This window comes from Actinomadura rubteroloni (assembly GCF_002911665.1).
Lineage (GTDB): Bacteria > Actinomycetota > Actinomycetes > Streptosporangiales > Streptosporangiaceae > Spirillospora > Spirillospora rubteroloni.
The window spans coordinates 548961-573371 of the sequence record NZ_MTBP01000003.1; the positions used below are offsets into that span (position 1 = coordinate 548961).

Annotated in this window: 21 protein-coding genes; 14 read left to right on the forward strand and 7 right to left on the reverse strand. The window is 71.4% G+C overall.

What is annotated here, in order from left to right; genetic code table 11:
* Positions 1 to 33: 33 nt before the first annotated feature.
* Positions 34 to 1494 (forward strand): ABC1 kinase family protein, encoded by a 1461-nt coding sequence (locus BTM25_RS23705; RefSeq protein ID WP_103565176.1) that lies wholly within the window; start codon positions 34 to 36, stop codon positions 1492 to 1494.
* A gap of 491 nt (positions 1495 to 1985) precedes the next feature.
* Positions 1986 to 3362: a tetratricopeptide repeat protein gene (locus BTM25_RS23710; RefSeq protein ID WP_103565177.1), complete on the forward strand. Its 1377-nt coding sequence runs from the start codon at positions 1986 to 1988 to the stop codon at positions 3360 to 3362.
* A 176-nt stretch (positions 3363 to 3538) separates the two neighbouring features.
* Here BTM25_RS23710 and fabI read toward each other — a convergent pair whose 3' ends face one another.
* The 5 genes from fabI to BTM25_RS23735 are packed head-to-tail and all read right to left on the reverse strand — an operon-like array spanning position 3539 to position 7280.
* Positions 3539 to 4300, reverse strand: coding sequence for an enoyl-ACP reductase FabI (gene fabI, locus BTM25_RS23715; protein WP_103565178.1), 762 nt, complete (start codon positions 4298 to 4300; stop codon positions 3539 to 3541).
* A 39-nt stretch (positions 4301 to 4339) separates the two neighbouring features.
* Positions 4340 to 5029 carry an SDR family oxidoreductase gene (locus BTM25_RS23720; RefSeq protein ID WP_103565334.1) on the reverse strand — a complete coding sequence of 230 codons (690 nt, stop codon included), beginning with the start codon at positions 5027 to 5029 and terminating at the stop codon, positions 4340 to 4342.
* A 54-nt stretch (positions 5030 to 5083) separates the two neighbouring features.
* Positions 5084 to 6103, reverse strand: coding sequence for a ketoacyl-ACP synthase III (locus BTM25_RS23725; RefSeq protein WP_103565179.1), 1020 nt, complete (start codon positions 6101 to 6103; stop codon positions 5084 to 5086).
* Positions 6100 to 6363, reverse strand: a complete 264-nt coding sequence (locus tag BTM25_RS29795) for an acyl carrier protein (RefSeq protein WP_168212221.1) — start codon at positions 6361 to 6363, stop codon at positions 6100 to 6102. Before BTM25_RS29795 ends, BTM25_RS23725 begins: the two co-directional genes overlap by 4 nt.
* A complete protein-coding gene (locus BTM25_RS23735; protein ID WP_103565181.1) occupies positions 6360 to 7280 on the reverse strand; it encodes an ACP S-malonyltransferase in 921 nt (306 codons plus the stop codon). Before BTM25_RS23735 ends, BTM25_RS29795 begins: the two co-directional genes overlap by 4 nt.
* 552 nt (positions 7281 to 7832) lie before the next feature.
* Between BTM25_RS23735 and BTM25_RS23740 the strand changes: the two genes are divergently transcribed.
* The 12 genes from BTM25_RS23740 (at position 7833) to BTM25_RS23795 (ending at position 20552) form a co-directional block, all read left to right on the forward strand.
* The gene (locus BTM25_RS23740) at positions 7833 to 9032 is read left to right on the forward strand and encodes a phthiocerol/phthiodiolone dimycocerosyl transferase family protein (protein WP_103565182.1); all 1200 of its coding nucleotides are present in this window, start codon (positions 7833 to 7835) and stop codon (positions 9030 to 9032) included.
* A gap of 4 nt (positions 9033 to 9036) precedes the next feature.
* Entirely contained in the window at positions 9037 to 10143 is a 1107-nt protein-coding gene (locus BTM25_RS23745; RefSeq protein ID WP_103565183.1) for a polyprenyl synthetase family protein, read from the forward strand.
* A gap of 115 nt (positions 10144 to 10258) precedes the next feature.
* Complete coding sequence (locus tag BTM25_RS23750; protein ID WP_103565184.1) at positions 10259 to 11041, forward strand: HAD family hydrolase; 783 nt, start codon at positions 10259 to 10261, stop codon at positions 11039 to 11041.
* Between the two features lie 92 nt (positions 11042 to 11133).
* Positions 11134 to 12042 (forward strand): mevalonate kinase, encoded by a 909-nt coding sequence (mvk, locus tag BTM25_RS23755; RefSeq protein ID WP_103565185.1) that lies wholly within the window; start codon positions 11134 to 11136, stop codon positions 12040 to 12042.
* Complete coding sequence (gene mvaD, locus BTM25_RS23760; protein WP_205648237.1) at positions 12039 to 13052, forward strand: diphosphomevalonate decarboxylase; 1014 nt, start codon at positions 12039 to 12041, stop codon at positions 13050 to 13052. The genes mvk and mvaD overlap by 4 nt, the downstream gene beginning before the upstream one ends.
* Complete coding sequence (locus BTM25_RS23765; protein WP_103565186.1) at positions 13049 to 14125, forward strand: phosphomevalonate kinase; 1077 nt, start codon at positions 13049 to 13051, stop codon at positions 14123 to 14125. The genes mvaD and BTM25_RS23765 overlap by 4 nt, the downstream gene beginning before the upstream one ends.
* Positions 14122 to 15183 (forward strand): type 2 isopentenyl-diphosphate Delta-isomerase, encoded by a 1062-nt coding sequence (gene fni / locus BTM25_RS23770; protein WP_103565187.1) that lies wholly within the window; start codon positions 14122 to 14124, stop codon positions 15181 to 15183. Before BTM25_RS23765 ends, fni begins: the two co-directional genes overlap by 4 nt.
* Entirely contained in the window at positions 15180 to 16223 is a 1044-nt protein-coding gene (locus tag BTM25_RS23775; RefSeq protein ID WP_146059126.1) for a hydroxymethylglutaryl-CoA reductase, read from the forward strand. The genes fni and BTM25_RS23775 overlap by 4 nt, the downstream gene beginning before the upstream one ends.
* Positions 16224 to 16231: 8 nt before the next feature.
* Positions 16232 to 17407, forward strand: coding sequence for a hydroxymethylglutaryl-CoA synthase (locus BTM25_RS23780; protein WP_103565188.1), 1176 nt, complete (start codon positions 16232 to 16234; stop codon positions 17405 to 17407).
* A gap of 159 nt (positions 17408 to 17566) precedes the next feature.
* Positions 17567 to 18064, forward strand: a complete 498-nt coding sequence (locus tag BTM25_RS29800; protein ID WP_168212222.1) for a DUF6230 family protein — start codon at positions 17567 to 17569, stop codon at positions 18062 to 18064.
* Complete coding sequence (locus BTM25_RS23790; protein ID WP_103565190.1) at positions 18064 to 18492, forward strand: DUF6114 domain-containing protein; 429 nt, start codon at positions 18064 to 18066, stop codon at positions 18490 to 18492. The genes BTM25_RS29800 and BTM25_RS23790 overlap by 1 nt, the downstream gene beginning before the upstream one ends.
* Positions 18493 to 18731: 239 nt before the next feature.
* A complete protein-coding gene (locus BTM25_RS23795; protein ID WP_146059127.1) occupies positions 18732 to 20552 on the forward strand; it encodes a chymotrypsin family serine protease in 1821 nt (606 codons plus the stop codon).
* 28 nt (positions 20553 to 20580) lie between these two features.
* Here the strand turns inward: BTM25_RS23795 and BTM25_RS23800 are convergent, their stop codons facing one another.
* The gene (locus BTM25_RS23800; RefSeq protein ID WP_103565192.1) at positions 20581 to 23325 is read right to left on the reverse strand and encodes an ATP-binding protein; all 2745 of its coding nucleotides are present in this window, start codon (positions 23323 to 23325) and stop codon (positions 20581 to 20583) included.
* A gap of 470 nt (positions 23326 to 23795) precedes the next feature.
* Positions 23796 to 24359, reverse strand: a complete 564-nt coding sequence (locus tag BTM25_RS23805; RefSeq protein WP_103565193.1) for a dihydrofolate reductase family protein — start codon at positions 24357 to 24359, stop codon at positions 23796 to 23798.
* Positions 24360 to 24411: the final 52 nt, after the last annotated feature.

The following is a 24411-nucleotide window of genomic DNA, read 5'->3' on the forward strand; positions in this document are numbered from 1 at the left end:
GTTTCGGCGCGGTGCGGGGGACGGGAGAGGTCAGTGCCGAACGGACGCACGCGCCGGCTGGTGCGCATCGTGACGCGGTCGGCGGTGGACGATGCCAAGCGCACCGTCCGCCGCCGAACCTCGGACGACACGGCCGCGCACCACAACGAGCGCGCCGTGGCATTGCGCCGGATGCTGGAAGACGTCGGGCCGCTCTACATCAAGGTCGGGCAGATTCTCGCGACCCGGCCCGACATCGTGCCGCAGTACCTCCGCGACGAACTAGAGAAGCTCAACGACCAGGCCCGGGTCAGCCCCTTCGTGGATTTCGAGCCGGTGCTGGCGGCGGAACTCGGTCCAGAGTGGCGCTCGTGCTTTCAGAGCATCGACACCACGCATCCTCTCGGTTCCGCGTCCATCGCCCAGGTCTACAAGGGCGTCTGGCGGGACGGTCGGCCGTGCGTGGTGAAAGTGCAGCGGCCGAGTGCCGCGGCGGACGTGCGCGGGGACATGGTCGTCCTGCGCCGGGTCACCTGGGTCATCAGCCGGATCGCCCCGCACTTCACCGAGGTCGTGGACCTGCGGGCGATGCTGGAGATGCTGTTCGCGGTGATGCAGGACGAACTGGACTTCACCCATGAGGCGAGGAACATGAAGCACGCGCGGAAGACCGCGCGCGAGTTCAAGCGGATCAAGGTGCCGAAAGTCCTGTGCGCCACGCCGCGGGTCCTCGTCCAGAGCTTCGCGGAAGGCGTCCCGATCAACCGGGTCAAGGACACGGAACTCACCCGGCGCAAGCGCAAGCAGATCGGTGACCAGCTCATCGCGTTCATGCTCTACACCTATTTCGTGAAACGGGAGTTCCACGCGGACCCCCATCCGGGGAACATCATCGTGAGCGAAGACGGCCACGCCTACCTGATCGACTGGGGCATGGTCGGAAAGCTGGACCGGAGGAACAGCCGGATGGTCATGGCGACCATCCTCGGCCTCGTCCGCAATGACGGCGAGGCGCTCGCGCGCGGCTGGATCGCACTGGGCAGGGTGACGCCCTGGGGAGATGCGACCGGTTTCATCCAGGACGTGTCGAGCATCGTCCCGCGCTGGGCCGGCGCGTCGTTGCAGGACCTCAACTACGGAGTGGCCCTGATGTCCCTGGCGCGGTTCTCGGCCAGGCGCGGCATCCAGGTATCACCGCTCATCACCGTCGTCGGGAAGTCGTTCGCGAACATCGAGGGCTCGGTACGCGGCATCCATCCCAAGACGAAGATCGCCGCGTCGTTCGGCGGCATCATGCAGCGCATCCTCCGGGACCTCGCCGCGGATCAGATGACGCTCGACGAGGGCGCCCAGGCCGCTTTGGAGATGGCCGACCTACGGGACTCCGGCGCGCGTCATCTGGTCTCCTTCGCTCGCGACCTGGCCTATCGGGAGAGTTCGCTGGGAGTCCGGCCGAACCTCGCGGACGTCACGACGAAGCGCAAGCGGCATCGGCAACGAACGTCTCTCGGCTGAGCACCGGACGCGCGGCAACACCGTCCCGGTCTTCTGAAAGACTTGCCGCCTCTTGTCGCGCCGCCGTCGCCGCCTGGCCGGAGTGCGACTTCACGGCCGCCATTTTGTGACCTGTGCTATCGGCCGGATCCGGGCTTTGATCTCCGCGCACCGCCGTCGGCGAACCCGTGCGCATGTTTTCGGCACCTTCCACTCGCGGTGGAAAGTTTGCGCCAATAGTTCAGGTTAGCGCAACCTTTTAAGGCATATGTAGCGGTTTGGGGAAATATCTTCGGGGTATCGCACTCGGTGCAGGCGCCCCCGAACGACAAAGGTTCCGCCATGAAGAATCGCGGTCCGAACTGCATCGGCCATTCGGCGCAAAGGGAATACCTGTCCGATGTGGTCCCTCTTCCGGGGGTGCTGGGCGGCGAGCCTGTACCGGAAGGGCGGCATCGGTGAACGGATGAGTATTTCACCGATTCCACCGTCTTCTGGAAAGGTTCGAGAACATGGCACGCCGAAAGAACAATGAGCGACTCTCCGCGCTGCTGGAGGAGGCACAGTGGAGCGCCGCGGACCTGGCGCGGACGGTGAACGCGCTCGGACGGGCGCAGGGCATCCCGCTCCGCTACGACCGGACATCGGTCGCGCACTGGCTGACCGGCTCGCGTCCCCGGCCCCCCGTTCCGGACCTCGCCGCCGCGGCGTTCAGCCGGCGCACCGGGCGCGTCGTACTGCCCTTCGAAACGGGCCTCACGTCCGAGCCGCCGGTCCTGCGGATCGCCGTGGGCGAAAGGCCGGGCACCTCGCCGCGTCCGCTCGCGGAACTCGTGGAACTGTGCAGAGCCGACGCGGACCCCGCTCGCAGGCAGCACCTTCTCCGCGGCGCTCATCGCGTCCTCCCGCCTCCGGCGCCGCTGTGGCAGCCGCCCTCCGGGCAGTCGGCCGAGGAAAGGCGCGGCGACGCGGACTCGCTCGCGGTGGCGGGAGTCTCCACACTGCAAAAGGCCGTGGTGACGGTGTCGGAGTGTTTCGAACATCATGGCGGCGCGTATGCTCGCTCGGCTTTAGCGCAGTATGTCGCGGACGACGCGAGCAGCATCCTGCACCGCGCCGCCGGTCATCCTCTCGAACGCAGGATGCTCACCCTCGTCGCCGAACTGACCGGTCTTCTCGGCAGAATGACGGCCGACGCCGGCCATGCGCACCTCGCGCAACGCTATAGCGAGCGGGCGCTGAAACTCGCCCATGAAGCCGGCGACCGGCACACCTATTCGGTCCTTCTGCGCTCGATGAGCGTCCAGGACCTGCGGCTGGGCCAGCCCCGCAACGCGCTGCGACTGGCCGAGGCGGCGATCACCGTCGCGGCGGGACGAGCCGACATCGTCAAACCGGACACGCTGACCTTTCTGCTGAGCCAGCGCGCCGTCATCTTCGCGCGCCTCGGCGAGCCCGGCTCGGCACTGGCCGACCTGGACTCGGCGTGGACGAGTCACACCGACCGCGTCCGCGGAAAACGCGACCCTTTCGAGGTCTACCCGCGCGCCGCTCTCGAATATCAGCAGGCCGAGGTCCAGCGCGTTCTCGGCAATCCGTCGGAGGCCGCCCGGCACCTGGCCGCATCACTGCGGGACCGGCCGCCGGGCCATGTCCGGGCACGGGCGCTCACGCTCGCGAAGCTGGCCGAGGTGCATCTCAGCGCCGGCCATCTCGATGCCGCGTGTGAGCGATGGGATCAGTTCCTCGATCTCTGCCCGCACCTGCGCTCCGTCGAGGCCGCCCAAGCGCTGGCCCGCATGGGCCAGTCCCTGCGCCCGCACCGCCGCTACCCGCAGGCGAGGCTCCTGCTCGAACGGGCCGTCGCGATCCGCTCCTCCTTGCGGTGAGGACGATGCGAAGCAACGGGCCGAGCCGGCCGGGCGAACGGCGCCCCGACCGAACATGAGGATCATTCATGGACCATGCTTAATTCTTCCGCGCCGCTTGCGGCAACCAGAGCCGCGTAAAGGCATCGCCTGATTTCCGCCCTGGGGCAAATTTCTCGTTCACCGAATGCCGGAGGTCACGCGCCAATGGCGTGGGCACCCCCGTCCACGTGGACGATCTCGCCCGTGGTCGCCGGAAACCACGGGGACAGGAGCGCCACGCACGCCCGTGCGACGGCATGGTGATCGTGCCCGCCCCAGCCCAGGGGCGCCCGGCGTGCGAAGGAATCGGCCAGGGCGGTGAAGTCGACGGCACTGGCCGCCACGGTGCGCACCGGCCCGCAGGCGACCAGATTGACCCTGATCTCGCGCGGACCGAGGTCGCGGGCGAGATACCGCGCACATGATTCCAGCGTGGATTTGGCGATGCCCTGCCAGTTGTAGCCGGGCCAGGCCGTCGACGCGTCGAAATCCAGGGCGACCACTCCGGCGCCCGGCCGCAGCAGGGAGAGGACGGACTGGGTCAGGCTCTTGAGCGAAAAGGCCGACACGTGCAGGGCGTGGGCGGCGTCCTCCCATTCAGTGCGGAGGATGTCGCCGCCGAGTCCGGCCGGCGGCGCGTACGCGATGGCGTGCAGTACGCCGTCCAGATGGTCGACGTGTTCGCGCACCCGCTGCGGCAGGGCGGCGAGCTCGTCGGCGTCCGTCACGTCGAGTTCGACGACCGGCGCGGGGTGCGGCAGCGTGCGGGCGACCAGTTCGACCAGGCTCATGCGACCGTAGCCGGTCAGGACGATTCGCGCGCCTTCGGCCTGCGCCAGGCGGGCGGTGTGGAAGGCGAGCGACGAGGTGGAGATCACTCCGGTGATCAGGATGTTCTTTCCGTCGAGCAATCCCATGGGTCACCTTTCCGGTGTCGGTCGTCAGCGGGTCGGGCGTCAATGGCCCATTCCGAACCCGCCGTCGACGGGCAGGACCGCTCCGGTGACGGCGGCGGCGCAGTCCTGCGTCAGGAAGTGGACGGCCGCCGCGACCTCCTGCGGGGTGATCGGCCGGCGCAACGGCGTCCGGGCGAGGAACGCGTCCCGCTGGCGGGGGGACAGGTCGGCGGTCAACGCCGTGTCCACCAGCCCGGGCGCGACCACATTGACCGTGATGCCGCGTCCCGCCACCTCGCGTGCGAGCGAGCGGGCCATGCCGACCAGCCCGGCCTTGGCCGCCGCGTAGTTGGCTTGTCCGGGCGACCCCGTGAGGCCGAGCGCGGAGGAGATGATCACGATGCGGCCGTGACGCGCGCGCAGCATGCCCGGCAGTGCCCGCCGCACCGTGTAGAACGTGCCGGTCAGGTTTCCCGCCACGACCGCGTCGAAGTCAGCGTCCGTCATCTGGACCAGAAGCCGGTCCCGGCGCAGCCCGGCCCCGGCGACCAGCACCCGGACGGGACCGTGCGTCCGCTCGACGCGGCCGAACGCCCGGTCGACCTGCGCGGGATCGGTGACGTCGCACGGCACCGAGAGAAGACCGTCGCACGGCGCCGCGCTCCGCCCGACCACGGCGACGGCGTGGCCCGCGGCGGCCATGCGCCGGGCCACGGCCGATCCGATTCCGCGCGTCCCACCGGTGACCATGACCGAGTACACCGCTTTCCTCCTCGTGGACCATTCGTCGTCCGGCGGCGGTGACTACGGCAGCCGGACGACCTGCGCGGCCCAGGTGAGACCGACGCCGAAGCCCATGAGCACGGCGAGGTCGCCGGACCGGACCCGCTCGGTGGACAGCAGCCGCTCGATCGCCAGCGGGATCGAGGCGGCGCCGGTGTTGCCGTCGTGCCGGACGGAGTCGGCCACCACGACGTGCGGGGGAGGCCGGAGCGCGTCGACGAGCGCGCGGGTGATCCGCGCGTTGGCCTGGTGCGGGACGAAGGCGGCCACGTCGTTCCAGCTCACCCCGGCCGCGCGCATCGCCTCCTCGACGATCGGCGCCGGCGCGGTGGAGGCCCAGAGGTAGAGCGCCTGTCCCCGCATGCGCGCGCGAGGCCGGGTGACGTGCTCGTCGCGGCTGCCGGTGAGGTCGGGCGCGAGGGTGAACAGGTCCTCGGCCGTCCCCTCGGTGCCCCACACCACCGGGCCGAACCCCGGCCGGTCGGCGGCGCTGACGACCGCCGCCGCGGCGCCGTCCCCGAAGAGGGCCGACGTGCCCCGGTCCCCGGCGTCGATGATGTCGGACGTCCGTTCGGCGGCGACGACCAGGACGTGGTCGGCATGCCCGGCCGCGATGTGGCCGGTGGCCGCGGTCAGCGCCAGGCTGAATCCGCCGCAGGCCGCGTTGACGTCGTAGCCGCCCGCCCGGGAGGCGCCGAGCTCCCGGGCCACCGCCGGCGCCAGGCAGGGAACCTGCCGGATGTTGGTCATCGTGGCGAGCAGCACGGAGCCGAGGTCGTCGGCTTTCACACCGGCGCGCGCGAGGGCCCTGGTTCCCGCGCGGAAGGCCATCTCGACGATCGTCTCGTCCGCTGCCGCCCGTCCGCGCCGTTCGATTCCGGTGCGGCTCCGGACCCAGTCGGGCGTGATTCCGAGGTGATCGGTGATCTCGGCGTTCTCGACGACCCGCGCGGGCCGGTAGGCGCCGAAGCCGCGCAGGGCGCTGGGCCGGCCCGGCATCGGCCGGGCCAGCACACCGGTGGGGATCGGATCAGCGGTCATGACGTCGTGCCGCGATCGGCCGCCAGTCGCGCGTTGACGTAGTCCAGGGCGTGGCGGGGAGTCGGGATCTCCTCGATCACGTCGTCCGGGATGGGGACCTGGTAGGCGGCCTGCAGGCGTTCGGCGAGTTCCACCAGGGCCAGCGAGTCGAGTCCCAGCTCGAAGAAGGGACGGTCGAGCATGTCTTCACCGACTCGCGTGCCCGCGTCATGGGAGGCACTGATGGCGTCGTTGAGGTCGTCGATCGTGAATTCCTTCATGTGTCCTCCTTCGTTGCGCCGACGCGCGCCGTGTCGTTGTCGCGTCGCCGCATATCGTTCTCGATGTGCTGGATGAGACGAGTCAGGACTCCGTCTTCGCCGGCCTCGTAAAAGTCGACGCGGCCCGGCAAAGTGTCGAGAAGCCATTCGATGGACGGCTGCCACAGGACCGGGTGAGTGAGATGCTCGGTGAGCCGACGGCCCAGCGTCTCGATTCTGTGCGGGCGGGCGGTCACGTTGCAGATCACCGGAACGCGGGGATGGCGCGGTCGTATTCGCCGCAGTTCCGCGGCGAACGGCCTGGCGGCCGGTGCCATGAGCGGTGAGTGGTAGGCGCCGTTGATCCGCAGCCTGGTCACGAGTCTGGCGCCGGCCGCGCGCAGGACGGTCTGCGCTTGTGCGATCTGCGGTGCGGGGCCGGAGAGAACGGTCTGCGCGGCGCTGTTGAGATTCGCGAGCGTCACGTCCGGCAGGCCTTGCCGTGCCAGGGCCGCCGCGATCTCGTCGCGGTCGAGACCGACCACTGCCAGCATCCGGCCGGGCAGGTCGCACGTGGCGTCGGCGCGTGCCAGGACGAGGCGCAGCCCCGTCGCGAAGTCGAAGACGCCGGCGGCCTCCAGCGCGTTGTACTCCCCGAGGCTGTGGCCGAGGACCGCCGCCGGTTCGATCCGGTTCGGCTCCAGCACGTCCGCCCGCAGCGCCCGGTAGGCCAGGGCGTTGACGACGTACGCGGCGGGCTGGGCGAACAGGCCCCAGGCGAGCCGGTTGTGCGGGTCGTCCAGGCACAGACGACGCAGGGAGTACCCGACCTGCTCGTCGGCCCGGGCCACCAGGTCGGGAAACCGGTCGAACCAGCGGGCGCCCATTCCCCGCCGCTGAATCCCCTGGCCGGGGAACACGACCACCGCGGCGGTCATCTCGCCGGCCTCACCGGTTCCGCGGGCCGGCCGGGCGACGGGCGACGCTTGTTCGCAACTCGATCGGTGCTCATTTTCTTGCCGACAGCATGGATCGCCTTTCAGGTCGAGATATTCACCCCGCGCCTTGGTGTCGCCGGCAAAGGTCGGGGCTCCTCTAGTAATTCATCATCGGTCGCGTTGACGGAACCGTGCCCGGCGGCTCGGGGCGTGAACACGTTGAACGTTCGCGCCGGGGCGCGGTCCGATCGCCGGCGCCAATGAAGACGGACTCGGTGATACGCCCGCGGCCGGGGGAGTTCGGTGTTTTCACGATGGTGCAAGCGTTCAATGCATTCACGCCAAGGTAGGCGGCGAAGGGTTCCGTTGCGCGTTCGGACATGCGATCAATGGATGAGGCGCCCGTGGAGGTGCGGCCCGCCGGGTTCGCTCGCGGGCGGTGAGCATCCGGGTGGTCCGGCGTCCGGTGTCAGAACCGGCCATCGGCGACGAAGAGATCTGCGGATCACGCGATCGGAGGGCGGGACGATGGAATCACGTCCGCTTAACGGGTTGGAAAGCTTCCTGGCGATGCTGGGCATGCCGGTGTTCGGCTCGTGGACGGTTCGTGGCCCGGTCGACACCGGTCGGTTGCAGCGCGCCTTCGAGGCCGTCCATGAGCTGTATCCCGTGCTCGCCGCTCGTCTGGTGAACGGCTCCGGCAAGATTTCCCTGGAACTGCCGAAGACGACGGCCGTGCCCGCCGTGCAGTTCGCTTCCCATCCGCAGCATCTCCTCCCCTTCGCCCTGGAGGATCCGCTCGCGCGGCTGGTCGTGTCGCCCCACGGCGACGGCAGCCATATCATCACGCTGGCCGTCAACCACGTGATCACCGACGCCCTCAGCTTCATCACGGTTCTCGACGTTCTCCGGAACGTCTACACCGAAGGCACCGTGACACGCCGGCCAGAAGAGCAGGGCGAAGGTCGGCTCCCGGAGCCGTTCACCCATTGGCTGGACGACCCGACCGCCGCGCCGGAATGGCGTCCACCCACGTTTCCCGGCAAAGGAGAGTCGCTTCCGGCGCGTGCCCGGAAAGAAGGTCCCGCCAGTTCCCCCGGTCACGCGCGCGTGGAATCCCTCGCCGTCTCCGCCGGGGAGATGTCCGGCCTCGATCGCGCCGCCGCCGAGGGCGGGACCGACGTCAACGCCGTGCTGTGGGCGGTCGCCCTGCTCGCGGTACGCGCCCAGATCAAACCCGCGGACGTGCCGGTGCGGCTGACCGCGACGATGAACGTCGACCTGCGGCGGCGATGCCGTCCCCCTCTGCCGCAGGATCGTCTCTGCCTCGCCGCCAGTTACATTCCGCTCGGCATGGAGATCACTCCGGACGCCGACCCCCTGGAACTGGCGCGCACGGTACGCCGGGCGGTGCTGTCCGGGTTCGCCCGGCGGACCCCGGAGGCCATCGCCCTCGCCGCCACTCCGGAGCTGCCCGAGTTCACCGAGGCGCTTCCGAGCGTGATGATCGCTTTTCTCGGATCCATCGCGTTCCCCACACCGCTGAACCCCGAGCGGGAGGACCACGACCTTCTCCTGTTCTCCCGCCCGCCCGGACCATTCCCGTTGATCATCATGTACCTGATCGACGGACATCTGCATATCACCATTTCGGCGCGAGCGGAGGATCACACGGCCGAGCAGCTCAAGGCTTTGTCCGAGAATATTGGAGTGCGTGTTCACCGGCTGGCCGAGAACTATTTGAAAGGGTGACTTCATGCAACACATCGTCGACCGCATACGTCAGCACGAGCTGCGTTTTCTGTCGTGCGCCCGGAACTATCTCGAAGCCGCATGCGCCGACCGGACGATCCCTTACGAAGGGGCGTACGTCCCGCATTCCCTGCAGCTCATCGCCGATCTCACGCTGCGCGGAGGAAAGCGAGTCCGCATGGCACTGGCTTATGAGGCCGCACGCCTGGCCGGTGCCGAATACGATTCCACCGAGGCGAACACCGCAGCCTTGGGAATAGAGTTGCTGGATACGGCCCAGCTTATCCAGGACGATATCGTCGATAATTCCGATGGGCGGCGCGGCGGATGGTCGGTGCCGTATGCGCTACGTCATCTGGCGCCGCATCCGAGTGCGCAGGGGCTGTCCGCTGTCGTCAACGATCTCGGCCTCGTCCTCGCGTTGCAGGCGGTCTCGGCCGCCGGGCTTCCCGATGCCCAGTCCAACGCCATGACCGGTGTTCTCGTCGATGCGACGAAAGCAGTCTGCATCGGGCAGATCATGGATATCGAAGGCCGCCAAGAAGGTCACTGGAGTGAAATCGGCATCGAACACATGCATGAGGACAAGTCCGCACGAGCCTGTTTGCTCCCGGCTGTGCGGCTCGGATTGCTGGCGGCCGATCGTGCCGATCTCGCTTTCAGTTCCTCCGTCCATCGATATGGAATCGCCCTGGGGGTGGCCTACCAGGTCGGCAATGATTACGCCGACATGTTCAGCGATTCGGAGGTGAACCGGCGGAGGGCGGGAAACGATATCCGCGCGGGCGTCCCCTCGGTGGCGATTCGTGAACTGCTGCGCCAGGCCACTGGAGACGAGAAGAGGGAACTCGATCTGATCATCGGCAACCCCAACGCCTCGGATGATCAGGTCGACACTGTCCGTTCCATGATGGACGCGCACCAGATCAGGCCGATCGTGGCCGGTGAGGCTCAGCGTTACGCACGTGCGGCCGCGCAGGAGGCGAACACGTGGAGTTCCTGGGGCCAGGCCGACGCGTTGACGTTCCTCCGGGATATGCCTCGGTGGGCGCTGGGATGTTTCTCGGTTCCCCTCGGGCCGCTGGAGACGGACCCTCTGTTCCTCTCCTGACGCGAATAACGGCTTTCGGTGCGAGCAACGGTTGGGGCATGTATTTCATCGTCAGGAGGATCGACGTGTTCAACTCGGGTCGTCCATCCGGTCCGGACTCTCAAGGGCGCCGGTGATGGCTGCCGTGAGACCGTCCATCGGGTCGGAGGCGATCGTTGTCCCGGCGCCGGTTGAAGTGGTCGACGACCGTGAGTCGCCCGAGCGGGTGGCCGTCCTCGACATGGACGGCACGCTCGTCCCGCGCACGCTGGGTCTCGACCTCCTCGCCGAACTCGTCGCGCGCGGACACTGCGACGTCGCCGTGGCCCGGCGGGTGTTCGAGCTGGCCCGGCGAGGCGGAGGCACCGATGACCGGCTCAACGCCGCCATGTACGGGCACTACCACCACGCGGTCGTCACGACCGCGCCGGAGCGCCTTGCGGCGGCGGCGGAACGGACCTGGTCGCGGGCGTCGGCGAGCGTGTTCCCCTTCGTCGCCGACCTCTGGGCGCTGCTGCGCCGGCACGGCCACCGCATCCTGATCATCTCCGGAAGCCCGCAGGAGGTCGTCGCCGTCGCCGCCCGCGCTCTGAACGCCGACGGCTGGCGCGGCGCGGACCTCGGACGGCACGACGACCGGGCACTGCTCACGGCCCTCCCCGGCGGGAAGACCAAGGCGTTCTCCGCGCTCACCGCCGCGCGGGCCGTTGATCTCTCCGCGTCGTTCGCCCTCGGGAACTCGCGCTTCGACGCCGAGATCTTCGCTTTGGTCGGCCGCCCGCTGGCTTTCGAACCGGACGCGAAGCTCTTCGAGCTGGCCGATCGGAACAACTGGTCGACGGCCACCCGCGACACCGTTCTCGCCCGGTCCCAGGAACTCCTCGGCGGTCGCGGCGAAGTGCGGAGCGAGCGGCGGTGATGTCAGCGCGTCGGCGGCTGCGCACAGCAGCCGGAGAACGGCAGGAAGTGCACCGCGCATGTCCGCGGCGCCTCGCTGAGTGGAGCCTTTTCATGGCTGGTTCGGAGAAATCTCTCGGTATCGGGTCCGCGCACGGGAAGGTGATCCTGGTGGGCGAGCACACGGTCGTCCACGGGACGCCCGCGATCGCCTTTCCCGTTCCGGGCCTGCGGGTGTCCGCGTCGGTCCGCCGACACGTGACCGGGCAGAAGGGCGTTCAACCGCGCGGCGTCGAGACCGCGGTCGCCGGCGCGCTGCGGCGCTGGAACCGGGACATCGAAGGCGTGGACGTCGCCCTGCACTGCGGCGTCCCGCCCGGACGAGGACTCGGCGCGAGCGCCGCGTGCGCCACGGCGGCCGTGCGCGCGGCGGCGGACCTGCACCGTGTGCCGCTCGACGCGCGAACGCTGCACGAACTCGTCCAAGAGGGCGAGCACGTCGCGCACGGACGGGCCAGCGGCGTCGACGCCCGCGCGGTCGCGGCCGACACGCCGATCTGGTTCGCGGGCGGAACCGCCCGTCCGCTGGCCGTCGAGATGGACGCGTCCCTCGTCATCGCCGACACCGGCGTCACCGCCAGTACCTGTGACGCCGTACGGCGGGTCCGCACCCACCTGGCGGCCTCGCCCGCCGACCGGGAGCGGACGCTGGGGCGGGCGGCGGTCCTGGTCGAGGCGGCGGCCGACGACCTGGCGGCCGGGGACGCCACCGGCCTCGGCCTCCGGATGCGCGACTTCCACGAGCTGCTCGCCGCGCTCGGCGTGAGCGCCCCGGCCGTCGACCGGCTGGTCGCGGCGGCGCTGGCCGCCGGTGCCGCCGGGGCGAAACTCACCGGCGGCGGCCTCGGCGGCTGCGTCCTCGCGCTCGCCGCACCGGCCCGGGACGCCGCCGGCCTGCGCGCGGCCCTGGAACGGGCGGGCGCCGTGCGGACGTGGTCGGTCCCGTTGGGAGCGGCGTCATGATGAACGACCCGTCGGCGGCCGGGCCGGGAGCCACGGCCGTCGCCCATCCGAACATCGCGCTGGTGAAGTACTGGGGCAAGCGCGACGAGACGCTGGCGCTGCCGGTCACCGGCAGCCTGTCGGTGACACTGGACGTCCTCCCGACGACCACGCGCGTCACGCTCATTCCCGGTGCGACGCGGGACGTCGTCGTCCTGAACGGCGAGCCGGTCGGCGCCGGCCGGGTCGGGGGATTCCTCGACCTCGTCCGGGCGCTGGCCGGGCGGGGCGAACGCGCGCTGGTCGAGTCGGACAACCAGGTGCCGACCGGCGCGGGGCTGGCGTCGTCGGCGGCCGGGTTCGCCGCGCTGGCCGCCGCCGCGACCGCCGCCTACGGGCTCGACCTCGGCGGCCGGGAGCTGTCGCGGTTGGCCCGGCGGGGGTCGGGGTCGGCCTGCCGGTCGGTGTTCGGCGGATTCGTCCAGTGGCACGCGGGCTCGGGCGGCGGGCACGCGGGCGACCTCAGTTCGTACGCCGAGTCGGTGCCGGTGGGAGCGCTCGACCCGGCGCTGGTCGTCGCCGTCACCGACACCGGCGCCAAGGCCGTGCCGAGCCGGGACGCGATGCGCCGGACGGTCGCCACCTCGCCGCTGTACGAAGCCTGGGCCAGGACTTGCGAGAAGGACCTGGCGCGGATGCGCGACGCGCTGGTCCACGGGGACATCACGGCGGTCGGAGCGATCACCGAGGGCAACGCGCTGTGCATGCACGCCGTGATGCTCGCCGCGCGGCCCGCCGTGCGCTACCTGTCGGGGGCCTCGCTGGCGATCCTCGATGCGGTGGCGGCGCTGCGCGCGGACGGCGTGCCCGCCTACGCCACGGTCGACGCGGGTCCCAACGTCGTGGTGCTGTGCTCGCGCGGTGACGCGGCGCGGGTCGCGGCGGTGCTGCGCGCGGCCTGGCCCGTCCGGTCGATCCATGTCGCCGGGCCCGGACCCGGCGTGACGGTGGAGGGCGGTGCCGGCCGGTGATCACGTTCCGGGCGCCCGGGAAGCTGTTCGTCGCGGGCGAGTACGCGGTGGTCGAGCCCGGTGTCCCGGCCGTGCTGGTCGCCGTCGACCGGCACGCGACCGTCACGGTCGAGGACGCGGGCGGGCCGACGGTCCTGACGTCCGACCTGGACGGCGGCTCGGCGCTGCGCCGCGACCGCGCGGACCCGCAGGTCGCCGCGAGGTTCTCGTTCGCGCTCGCGGCCGTCGACGTGGTGGAACGGCTCGCCGTCGAGCACGGACGACGCCCCCGCCCGTTCCGCCTGTCGATCCGCACCGATCTGACCGCCCCGGACGGCCGCAAGCTCGGGCTCGGTTCCAGCGCGGCCGTGACGGTCGCGACGTGCGGTGCGCTGGCGCGGTTCTATGAGTTACGGCTGAGCCGCCCGGACCTCTACCGGGTGGCGCTGCTGGCGACCCGCGCCGTCGCCCCGGCCGGGTCGGGCGGTGACGTCGCCGCGGCGGTCTTCGGCGGCTGGCTGTTCTACTGCTCGCCGGACCGCGCCCGCTCGCCCGCGCTCCGCGACGTCGCGGCGGCCGGGGTGAGCGCCGCGCTCGGCGAGACGTGGCACGGCCTGGTCGTGCGCCCGCTGCGTCCGCCGCCGGACACGCGCTTGGAGGTCGGCTGGACCGGCAGGCCCGCGTCCACCCACCGCATGGTCGGACGGATCGACCGGGAACGCCGCCGCGCACACGGGTTCGAGGAGTTCACGGCCGCCAGCGCGGGCTGTGTGTCCCGGCTGGCCGCGTCGCTGGAGCGCGGGCACATCGAGCGGACGCAGCAGGAGATCAGGCGCGCCCGGGACCTGCTGCGCGACCTGGACGCGGCCCTGTCGCTCGGCTGGATGACGCCTCGGCTGCACGCGCTGTGCGCCGCCGCCGAGGCGATCGGCGCGGCGGCCAAACCGTCCGGCGCGGGTGGCGGCGACTGCGGCGTCGCGCTCGTCGGTCCCGCCCAGGAGCCGCGTGTCAAGGAGCTGCGCGAACGGTGGATCGAGGCGGGGATCGTCCCGCTCGATCTTCGTCCCCGCCTCGCCGTGCCGGAGGGAACATGACAGGAAACCGCAAGGACGACCACGTCAGGTACGCCGTCGACCAGCAGCGGCGGAGCGCGGCGTGCAACGACTTCGACGCGGTGAACTTCCTGCACCACGCGCTCGCGGGCATCGATCGCGACACCGTGGACCTCGGCGTCAAGACACCCGTCGGCCACTGGCCCGTCCCGCTCTACATCAACGCCATGACGGGAGGAAGCGACCAGACCGGGCGGATCAACCGGCAGCTCGCCGTGGCGGCGCGCGAGACCGGGCTGCCCGTCGCGTCCGGGTCGATGAGCGCCTATCTGCGCGACCCGGACCTCGGCGCGACCTTCCGCACCTTGCGCGACGAGAACCCCGACGGCGTGGTGATCGCCAACGTCAACGCCAACGCGACCGTCGACCAGGCGCGGCGGGCCGTGGACCTGCTCGGGGCCGACGCCCTGCAGATCCACCTCAACGCGGTTCAGGAGATCGTCATGCCCGAGGGGGACCGGGACTTCGCCGCCTGGCCCGGTCGCGTCGAACGCATCGTCGCCGGGGCCGGCGTCCCGGTGATCGTCAAGGAGGTCGGGTTTGGGCTCAGCCGCCGGACCGTCGCGCGCCTGCGCGACCTCGGCGTCGCGGCGGCGGACGTCGCCGGGCGCGGCGGGACCAACTTCGCCCGCATCGAGAACGACCGCCGGCCCCGCGGCGACTACGCGTTCGTCGACGGCTGGGGCCAGTCCACGGCCTGTTGCCTGCTCGACGCCGCCGGTGCCGGCGGGATCTTCCTGCTCGGTTCCGGCGGCGTCCGCTCCCCGCTGGACGTCGCCCGCGCCCTCGCGCTCGGCGCCGGCGCGGTCGGCGTGGCCGGACGATTCCTCGGCGTCCTCACCGATCGCGGCACCGAGGCGCTGGTCGCGGAGATCCGCGCCTGGCTCGAAGCCCTCACCGGGGTGATGACCGTCCTCGGCGCGGCCTCGCCCGCCGATCTCCACCGCTGCGACCTGCTCCTCACGGGCGACGTCGCCGAGTACTGCCGTGCTCGCGGGATCGATCCCGCGGCTTACAGCTCCAGGAGTGTCCCCACATGAACGAGACCGCCGCGATCGTGCCCATGCGATGGATAGGGCCGATCCGTATCACCGGTAACACCGTCAACGACGAGGTGTCCGTACCGCTCGCCACCTTCGAGAGCCCGCTCTGGCCCTCGGCGCAGCGCGGGGCGCGCCTCTCGACGGCCGCCGAGCGGGGGATCGTCGCCACGCTGGTGGACGAGCGGATGACCCGCTCGATCCTGCTGCGCGCCGACGACGCCCCCACCGCGCACCGGGCCGTCCGGCAGCTCACCGCCGAGTTCGACCGGCTCCAAGCCGTCGCGGCCGAATCGAGCAGGTACGCCCGCCTCATCGGATTCACGCGGCAGATCGCCGGGAACCTGCTGTTCCTCCGGTTCGAGTTCGTCACGGGAGACGCCGCCGGGCACAACATGGTCACGCTGGCCAGCGACCACCTCATGGAACACATCCTGAAAACGATCCCCGGCGTGCGCTACGGCTCCATCTCGGGCAACTACTGCACCGACAAGAAGGCCACCGCCGTCAACGGCATCCTCGGCCGGGGCAAGAACGTCGTCACGGAGATCCTCCTTCCCGCCGACACCGTCGCCTCGACACTGCACACCACCGCCGCCGCCATCGCCGACCTCAACGTCGGCAAGAACCTCATCGGCACCCTGCTCGCGGGCGGAATCCGCTCCGCCAACGCCCACTACGCCAACCTGCTGCTCGCCTTCTACCTCGCGACCGGCCAGGACGCCGCCAACATCGTCGAGGGCTCCCAGGGCGTCACCCACGCCGAGGACCGCGACGGTGACCTGTACTTCTCCTGCACGCTGCCCAACCTCATCGTCGGCACGACGGGCAACGCCAAGAACCAGGGCTTCGCCGCCGACGCCCTCGCCCGCCTCGGCTGCCGGGAGGGCCGTGCGCCCGGCGACAACGCCCGCCGCCTCGCCGTCCTCGCCGCCGCGACCGTCCTGTGCGGGGAACTGTCCCTGCTCGCGGCGCAGACCAACCCCGGCGAACTCATGCACGCGCACCTGAAATACGAACGCTCCACCGCAACGAAGTGAGGACACCGATGACCGACGTCACGACCGGAATCCACGACCTCTCGCTCGCCACCGCCCACTACGTCCTGGACCAGACGACGCTCGCCCGGGAACTCGGCATCGACGACGCGAAGCTCAAGGACGGACTCGGGCAGGACGCGATGAGCGTCCCCGCCGCCGACGAGGACATCGTCACGATGGCCGCCACCGCCGCCCGGCCGATCATCGACCGGCACGGCGCGGACCGCGTCAGGACCGTCCTACTGGCCACCGAGACCGGCGTCGACCAGTCCAAGTCCGCCGGGCTCTACGTCCACGGACTGCTCGGCCTGCCGCACACGTGCCGCGTCGTGGAACTCAAGCAGGCGTGCTATTCCGCCACCGCCGCCCTGCAGTTCGCGACCGCCCTGATCGCTCGCGATCCCGAACAGCACGTTCTCGTCGTGGCCAGTGACATCGCGAAATACAAGCGCGGTTCCGCCGCCGAACCGACGCAAGGGGCCGCCGCCCTCGCCATGCTCGTGACCGCCGACCCCGCGATTCTGCGCGTCGAACCGTCCTCGGGCATGCACTCGGAGGACATCATGGACTTCTGGCGCCCGAACTACCGCGCCGAAGCGGTCGTGGACGGGAAGTTCTCGATCGACGCCTATCAACGCGCCGTCGTCAGCGCCTTCGCCGACTACCGGGAGCGGGGCGGACGAGACCTGGCCGAATTCGCGGCGTTCTGCTACCACCAGCCGTTCACCAAAATGGCCGTGAAAGCCCACCGGCATCTGCTGGACCACCTCGGCGTCACGGCCGGCCCCGCCGATCTGCACGCGGCTGTGAACGCGAGCACGCACTACAACCGCGTGCTCGGCAACAGCTACGCCGCGTCCGCCTACGTCGGCCTCGCGTCGCTGCTGGACCACCGGGACGACCTCGCCGACCAGCCGATCGCCATCGTCAGCTACGGCTCGGGAAGCGTCGCCGAGTTCCTCGGGGCCACGGTCGTGCCCGGCTACCGCGACCACCTCCGGTCCGTCGAGAACGCCGCCGCGATCGACCAGCGCAAAACCGTCGACTACACGCGCTACTGCGAACTCCACGACGCGTGCACGCCGCCGGACGGAGGCCACCACCCGAATCCCCAGGAGACCACCGCGCCTTTCCGGCTCGCCGCGATCTCACAGCACAAACGACTGTACGAAGCCGTGGCGTGATCCACCGCGCCGCCCGTCGATTCAAAGGGGGCGTCTTTCATGGACGGATCCGATGACGCACGCGCCGTTCCGCCCTTGCTCGCGGGCCGTACCCGGTGGCGGCGGTTCGCGGCGGTATTCGCCCCGGGTCTCCTGATACTGACCCTGATAGGGGTCGGAATGCTCCAGGGCTCGCTACCGGTGTGGGCGACCCTGCGGGGCGAGCAGTACATCAAACTGTCCATCACCCAGATCACCGGGTACGGCCGCGGGTCCTCTCCGCAGCTTTTCCGGAGCATGGACGGCAAATCCCACCCCGTCCTGGTGGCCGCCGTGGACGACGCGCGGATCCGCGGACTGTGCGCCTCCAGCAAGGTGAAGGCGCCCTTCGGCACGGTGGTCGCGCGTTTCGTCGTCCCGCCGGACGGGCCGGTCGTCCGCGTCCGCTCGCTGCGGATGGCCATCCAGGACATTGAGATCGCCGACCTGGCCGACGGAGCCCTCACTCTCGGCCGTCCCGGCGGCGGCGCCCGTGACGCACGGCCCGGCAGCCTGCCCCTCGACGGCCGCGACCTCCGTCTCGCCGTCCACGCCAAGGTCCGCTGGGTCACCGTCGAGGGCATGAAGGCGTCCGGAATGCGCCTGTCGACCGGCACAGCCGTCAAGGAGTGCTACTGATGTCCGGCGCATCGGCCGACTTCGCGCGGCGTGCGGCACGGCGTGCACACCGCTCCGTCGTCCGCTGGCGGCGTTGGCGGCGCACACGTCCGTTCTGGGCCGGTCTCCTCACCCTGGCCGGAGGACTGACGATCGCTGCGGCACCGGCCGGCGGCTACACGATCCTGAGACTGCCCGGCCTGTCCACCCTGGCACCGCTGGCCTTCGGCGGCGCCCTCACCGCCCTCGGCGTGGCCATATGGAACCGGCCCCGCGCCCATTCCCGCGCCGGGGCGGCGGCGATCGTCCTCGCACTCGGCGCGTTCGTGTACGCCGGCCTCGGCGGCTATCTGCTCGGCACGCTCCTGTCCCTGACCGGCGGAAGCCTCGCCTGCGCCTGGACCACCGGGCGGCAGACCCGCCGACGTGCCGACCCGGCGGACGAATGATCCGCTGAGCTCTCCCAGCGCCGAACAGCCGCCCTACCTCAGCAGACGGCGCCGGAACGCCCGTCGGTTGTATGACGTGCGTCATACCGCAGGGATCCGCGTCATTTGACGGTCTCCGCCGGTCGTCCGGAACGCCAGTCATCCGACGGATGTCGGCGTTGTCGGGTCGTCCCCAGACTTGTGCCCCGGACCGGCGCCGGTCATCGGGCCGGACGATCCGATCTACCGCGAGGAGCACCATGACGGGAACACGATTCGGCCCTGCGGGGCGGTTGCGGCGGCTCATCGGGACGCGGTCCAGGTTCGCGGTCGCGGGCACGGCGCTCGTCGTCGGGTCGCTGTCGCTGGCGTCGGCCCAGATCAGCCCCGCGCACCAGACCCCGGACGTTCCCGGCGGCTACCGCTCCTGGGCCGCCCTTTACGCGTTCCAAGCGCGGCTGGACAAGGAGGCCGCGCGCGTCCAGTCCGTGCCCGGCCAGAACGCGTCCGACGGGCTCGCCGGAGTGGTCGCCGACCCCGACGCCCACGCGCTGACGGTCTACTGGCACGGCGCGCGGCCGGTGGCGCTGCGGGCGGTGCTGGCCAAGGCGCGCGTCCCGGTGACCGTCCGGACGGCGCCGTACACGGCCGCGCGCCTCCAGTCCGCCGCCGACCGCGTCGTCGCCCGGGTCAGGCGGCAGCCCGCGAGCATGGTCACCTCCGTGGCGAAGCTGCCGGACGGCACCGGGCTGAAGGTCGGCATCAGCGGCACGCGCGCCGACGCCGGACGGGTCCGGCGGGAACTCGGCGATCCGGCGGTGCCGCTCACGATCGTCCCCGGCACGCAGGCCCAGCAGGTGATGGCGGGGTCCCGGTGGAACGACCTGACGGCCGGGGGCTCCCTGATGGTCGCTCCCGTCTGCACCCTGGCCTTCGCCATCCGCCGCGCCGGTCAGGCGCAGATGCTCACCGCCCACCACTGCTTCGGTGTCGGTGACACCAACTACCGCTACGACACCAACGACAGCGGCCAGGCCGGGAACAGGTTCGGCGTCCTGGATTCCCCCACGTTCGTCAGGAACGGCGCCACCGTCGACGCCGCCGCGATCCGCAACCTGTCGAAGAACGCCTTCCAGCCCTACGTCTGGCGCGGGACGAACGGCTCGGCGTCGGGCGACGGGCAGTTCAAGGCCAAGGTCGTCGGGGCCGCGACGCCGCAGATCGGGAACTACGTCTGCACCTCGGGGTCGCGGTCGGGAGAGATCTGCAACATCAAGGTCGTCGAGCGGGTGGACACCTACCTGGCGTCGTTCGGCACCGACGGGAAGAAGACGCTGTACGGGCCCGGCTGGACGGGCCAGCAGAAGACGTCCGGCAAATCGTCGGCGGGACGGGGCGACAGCGGCGGCCCGGTTTACCTGGACAACCAGAGCAGCCCGGGCAGCGGCCCGCCGAGCGGCGGGGTCACGGCCGTCGGCGTCATCTCGGCGGGCAGCGTGTCCAAGCCCTGCCAGGGCGTCCAGAACCGCTTCTGCTTCCGGAACGTCACCTTCGTCGGCATCGACGACGCGCTGCACGCCCTGGACAACGCCGCCATCATCACCACCAACGGCGACAAGACGTTCCCGGCGGGCACCCGGCCCGGAACGGTCGCGCGTCCGACCTACCCGGTCCACGAGGAACTGGTGGACGCCGGGGGACTCTCCATCGACGTCTCCGGCAACAACATCGTCGCCACCACCGACCTCAACGCCCCCGGCGACGAATGGGTCTTCACCGACGCCGGCGACGGCTGGACGAACATCCGGTCGTCGCTCGGCACCGGGGCGCTCGCGGACGCCGACGACGCCGGGAACCTCATCCCCGACAGCTACAAGTGGAAGTTCACCGACCTCGGCGACGGCTGGACGCAGATCGTCAACTTCGACGGCCGGTGCGTGAGCACGAAGACGCTGGGGCACCAGGCCGCGGCGTGCGACGCGTCGGACCCGGCGCAGCGCTTCCAGGTCGTCGAGGTCGAGTCCGACGACCACGACCCGGCCACCCCCGTCCCCGGCTACACACCGGGCAGCAAGCTGTAAGGCGCGAGGGGGCCGGGGTCCGGCCCCCTCAGTCCTCGGCGGGCAGGGCCGCGAGGGCGTCGCGCAGCGCCGCGCGGGTCGCGACGCCGAGCTTGGGGAAGATCCGGTAGAGGTGGCTGCTGACCGTGCGGTGGCTCAGCGAGAGCCGGGCGCCGATCTCCTTGTTCGTCAGCCCGCCCGCGGCCAGCGCGGCGATCTGCCGCTCCTGCGCCGTCAGCGGACCGGTCCCGGCGGCGCGCAGCTCACCGGCGGCCCGGACCGTCCACGGCCGCGCGCCCAGCCGCTCGAACGTCGCGAGCGCGGCGGCGAGATGGTCGCGGGCGGCCGGGGCGCGGACCCGGCGCAGCCGCTCCCCGTAGGCCAGCCGGACGCGGGCGTGCTCGAACGGCCAGCCCGGCCCCTCCGGAATCGCCAGCGCCCGCTCGAAGATCGCGACGAACTCCGCGTCCGGCGCGGCCAGGCCCGCCGCGCCGCCCGCCAGCAGCGCGAGCCGCGGCGAGATCCGCTCCACCCCGGCGCGGCGCAGCTCCGCGACGTGCGCGCGGGCCTCGGCGAGGCGGCCGGTGCGGACGGCGGCCTCCACCAGGTCCATGCACACCCACAGGACGTGCGGCGTGTGGGACGGCAGGTGTCCGGGACGGGCCATCGCGGCGGCGTTCCGGTAGGCGTCCTCGAAGTCGGCGCGGCCGAGCGCGGCCAGGCAGCGGACGTGGTGGAAGTAGAGGATCCGCCGCGTCGCCGTCGGCGCCCGCATCTCCTCGGCGAGGTCGGCGCCCGCCCGCTCGTCGCCGCGCGCGGCGGCCAGCAGGCCCAGTTTGTACCGGGTCGTCCACGCCATGAGGTGGTAGCCGTGCGTGCGGCACGTCTCCAGGCACTCCTCGCCCAGGGATTGGGCGCGGTCCCAGTTCCCGGTGAGGAAGTCGTCGAAGGTGAGGATCAGGGACGCGTTGATGGCGTGCATGACGGCGCGGCCCGTCCGGCCGAGTTCGCTGACGCGGGTCAGGGCCGTCCGGCATCCGGCCTGCCGGTCCACGTACACCGCCGCCATGCCGACGCGGGAGACGTGGGCCGGGTCGGCGGCGCCGTCCAGCCCGGCCACGGCCGCGTCCACCCGGGCCAGGTGCCCGGGACCGGCGCTGAGCGGATCGGCGAACGTCACGCTGCACAGCGCCAGCGGTTCGGGCACCGGCGGCGGGACGGCGGCGACGGCCTCGTGCAGCGGCGCCCACAGCTCGGGCCGCCCGATGAACATGCAGATCGAGATCAGCGTGTGCAGCGCCTCGATCAGCGCGGCGCGGGCGGCGTCCGCGCCGCTGCCGTCGTCGGCGTTCCACGTCCGGACGGCGCCGACGATGAGGCGGTAGGCGGTGTCGAGGTCGCCGTCCTCGTTGAGCAGGACGAACGACGCCGCGACGGCCGCCTGGAGGGACACCGCGTCCGACGGGTCGTCCGGCCGCGCCTGGGACAGCAGCTCGACCGCGCCCCGCAGCTCGCCCGCCATCTGCGCGCCGAGGTAGGCGGCGCTCGCGCAGCGCCTGGCACGGTCCCGGGTGCGGGGGCTCAGCTCGGCGGCCCGGAGCAGCGCCGTCATCGCCGTCCCCGCGTCGCCCCTGGCCAGCACGGACTGGGCGGCCCGTTCGAGCCGCGCGGCGACGTCGTCGTCGGGCTCGACCGTGGCCTCGGCCAGGTGCCAGGCGCTGCGCTCGGGCTCGTCCGCCAGCGCGTCCGCGAGCCGCCGGTGGGCCGCGCGGCGCTCCGCCAGCCCGGTCGGCGCGACGACGGCGGACCGGATCAGCGGATGCCGGAACCGCAGCCGCCGCGTCGGCCCGTCCAGGTAGACGAGCCCGGCGCGCTCGGCCGGGTCGAGGTCGGCGAGGCCCGCCGGTCCGGCCGCCTGGAGGACGCTCAGCTCTCCGGTGCCGTCCAGCGCGGCGAGCAGCAGCAGGTGGCGCGTCGCCGTGGGAAGTTCGGCGATGCGGGACGCGAACAGTTCGCTGAGCCGGCCGGTGAGCGGCAGCGCGGCGGGCAGCGGACGCCCGGTGCTCAGCCACCGGCTGTCCAGCGCGGCGGGCAGTTCCAGCAGCGCCAGCGGATTCCCCCGTGCGTCGGCGAGGACGCGGCGGCGCGCCCGGGGCGCGAGGTCGGGGAAGCCCGCGCGCAGCAACTCCTCGGCGGCGTCCTCGGGCAGCGGCAGCACTTCGTGCGTGGGAAGCCCGGCCCGGTCGGGGAACGCGCCGCTCCCGGGGCGGCCCGCGATCAGCAGCGCGACCCGGCTGCCGGTCAGGCGGCGTGCGACGAAGCCGAGCGCGGCGGCGCTGGCCCGGTCGAGCCAGGGGGCGTCGTCGACGAGGACCAGCAGGCCCGTCCGCGCGGCGCTGTCCCTCAGCAGCCCGAGCGCGGCCGTGAAGATCATCAGCCGGTCGGGGGCGTCCGCCGACGTCGTCAGGCCGAGCACGATCGCCAGCGCGTCGCGCTGCGCGGGGGGCAGGCCCGCGAGCCGGTCGGCGAGGGGCAGCAGCAACTGGTTGAGGCCCGCGAAACCGAGATCGGCCTCGAACTCGATGCCGGACGCGCGCAGCACCGGGACGTCCGCCGCCGCCGCGACCGCCGCCGCCTCGTCCAGCAGGGCGGTCTTGCCGATGCCGGGATCGCCCGACAGCACCAGCGCGCCGCCGCCGCGGGTCCCTTCGCCGACGAACGTGCGCAGCAGGTCCAGTTCCGCGTCGCGTCCCACGAGCCCGCCGAGTGGACGCACGACACCTGCGATACCCATGGAGGCCCCCAGATACCGCGACAGTTGACGTGTCCCAGTTTAGGGCAGCACGAAATGCGGGGCGGGTGGCCGGATGTGGGCACGGAACGCCGTCGGCGGGTTTCACCGCCCGTGCCATTGTCGGGTGTTCACGCGACTCCCCAGCGTCATCGACTTAGATCCGGAAGCCGGATTTTCGACCGCTTCGTACTGGAGATGATGGGCGTCAATCCGCCGGAAAGCGTCGCCCAGCGCGATGAGGTGGCACGGCGCGTGATGTCGGCCCTTCGGCGTGAGGGACGCCGCTATGCCCGCGCCCCTGGTGTCAGCAAAACCGAACTCGCCGCCATAGGTTGCGACCGCACGCTCGTCCGCATTCTCGACGCCGTCTCGGGTATTCACCCTTAGCCGCGAGCGTTTCCCGCGGAAAGCGGACGATGAGGGTCGGTCTGAGCCCGTGAACCGTCAAATGGGTGGCGCAGACCGGCCCGTCATCGAGCCGCGCGCCGGTATCGGCTGAGGACGGCCGCGCCGACCTGTTCGACGCCCGCGCACTCCAGTTCCCTCGGGGCGCCGTCGGCCGGGAAGAGCCGTCGGCCCGCGCCGAGGACGGACGGGAAGGTCAGCAGCCGGTACTCGTCCACCAGGTCCGCGGCGGCGAGCCGGTCCACGACGCTCAGGCTGCCGGTGACGACGACGTCCCGCCGCTCGCGCTTCACGGCGTCGATCACGTCGCCGTCGACGACCTGCGAGTTCGCCCACGCCGACGTGTCGGCCGCGGTCATCGTCCGGGACGCGACCAGCTTCGGCACGGCGTTCATCCGCGCGGAGAACGGGTCGTCGCGGCCGGGCCAGAGCCGCGAGAACAGCTCCCAGGTGGTGCGGCCGAGCAGCAGGACGCCGTCGTCCAGCGTGCGGCCGAGCCGGAACTTGTCCCCGGCCACCGCCTCGGGGCCGTGCCGGAACGCCCAGCCGCCCGACGGGGTGCCCGCCGATCCGTCCGGGTCGGACACGATGCCGTCCAGGGTGATGAACTCGATGACGACGACGCTCATGATGAGTCTCCTTCGGTTCGGTGCTCACCGGTATGTACCGGCGGCACCGCCG

Coding starts and splice junctions, on each gene's coding strand:
- BTM25_RS23710 (WP_103565177.1), top strand. CDS start 1,986: ATGGCACGCCGAAAGAACAATGAGCGACTCTCCGCGCTGCTGGAGGAG.
- fabI (WP_103565178.1), bottom strand. CDS start 4,300: ATGGGATTGCTCGACGGAAAGAACATCCTGATCACCGGAGTGATCTCC.
- BTM25_RS23720 (WP_103565334.1), bottom strand. CDS start 5,029: ATGGTCACCGGTGGGACGCGCGGAATCGGATCGGCCGTGGCCCGGCGC.
- BTM25_RS23725 (WP_103565179.1), bottom strand. CDS start 6,103: ATGACCGCTGATCCGATCCCCACCGGTGTGCTGGCCCGGCCGATGCCG.
- BTM25_RS29795 (WP_168212221.1), bottom strand. CDS start 6,363: ATGAAGGAATTCACGATCGACGACCTCAACGACGCCATCAGTGCCTCC.
- BTM25_RS23735 (WP_103565181.1), bottom strand. CDS start 7,280: ATGACCGCCGCGGTGGTCGTGTTCCCCGGCCAGGGGATTCAGCGGCGG.
- BTM25_RS23745 (WP_103565183.1), top strand. CDS start 9,037: ATGCAACACATCGTCGACCGCATACGTCAGCACGAGCTGCGTTTTCTG.
- BTM25_RS23750 (WP_103565184.1), top strand. CDS start 10,259: ATGGCTGCCGTGAGACCGTCCATCGGGTCGGAGGCGATCGTTGTCCCG.
- mvk (WP_103565185.1), top strand. CDS start 11,134: ATGGCTGGTTCGGAGAAATCTCTCGGTATCGGGTCCGCGCACGGGAAG.
- mvaD (WP_205648237.1), top strand. CDS start 12,039: ATGATGAACGACCCGTCGGCGGCCGGGCCGGGAGCCACGGCCGTCGCC.
- fni (WP_103565187.1), top strand. CDS start 14,122: ATGACAGGAAACCGCAAGGACGACCACGTCAGGTACGCCGTCGACCAG.
- BTM25_RS23775 (WP_146059126.1), top strand. CDS start 15,180: ATGAACGAGACCGCCGCGATCGTGCCCATGCGATGGATAGGGCCGATC.
- BTM25_RS23780 (WP_103565188.1), top strand. CDS start 16,232: ATGACCGACGTCACGACCGGAATCCACGACCTCTCGCTCGCCACCGCC.
- BTM25_RS29800 (WP_168212222.1), top strand. CDS start 17,567: ATGCTCCAGGGCTCGCTACCGGTGTGGGCGACCCTGCGGGGCGAGCAG.
- BTM25_RS23790 (WP_103565190.1), top strand. CDS start 18,064: ATGTCCGGCGCATCGGCCGACTTCGCGCGGCGTGCGGCACGGCGTGCA.
- BTM25_RS23795 (WP_146059127.1), top strand. CDS start 18,732: ATGACGGGAACACGATTCGGCCCTGCGGGGCGGTTGCGGCGGCTCATC.
- BTM25_RS23800 (WP_103565192.1), bottom strand. CDS start 23,325: ATGGGTATCGCAGGTGTCGTGCGTCCACTCGGCGGGCTCGTGGGACGC.
- BTM25_RS23805 (WP_103565193.1), bottom strand. CDS start 24,359: ATGAGCGTCGTCGTCATCGAGTTCATCACCCTGGACGGCATCGTGTCC.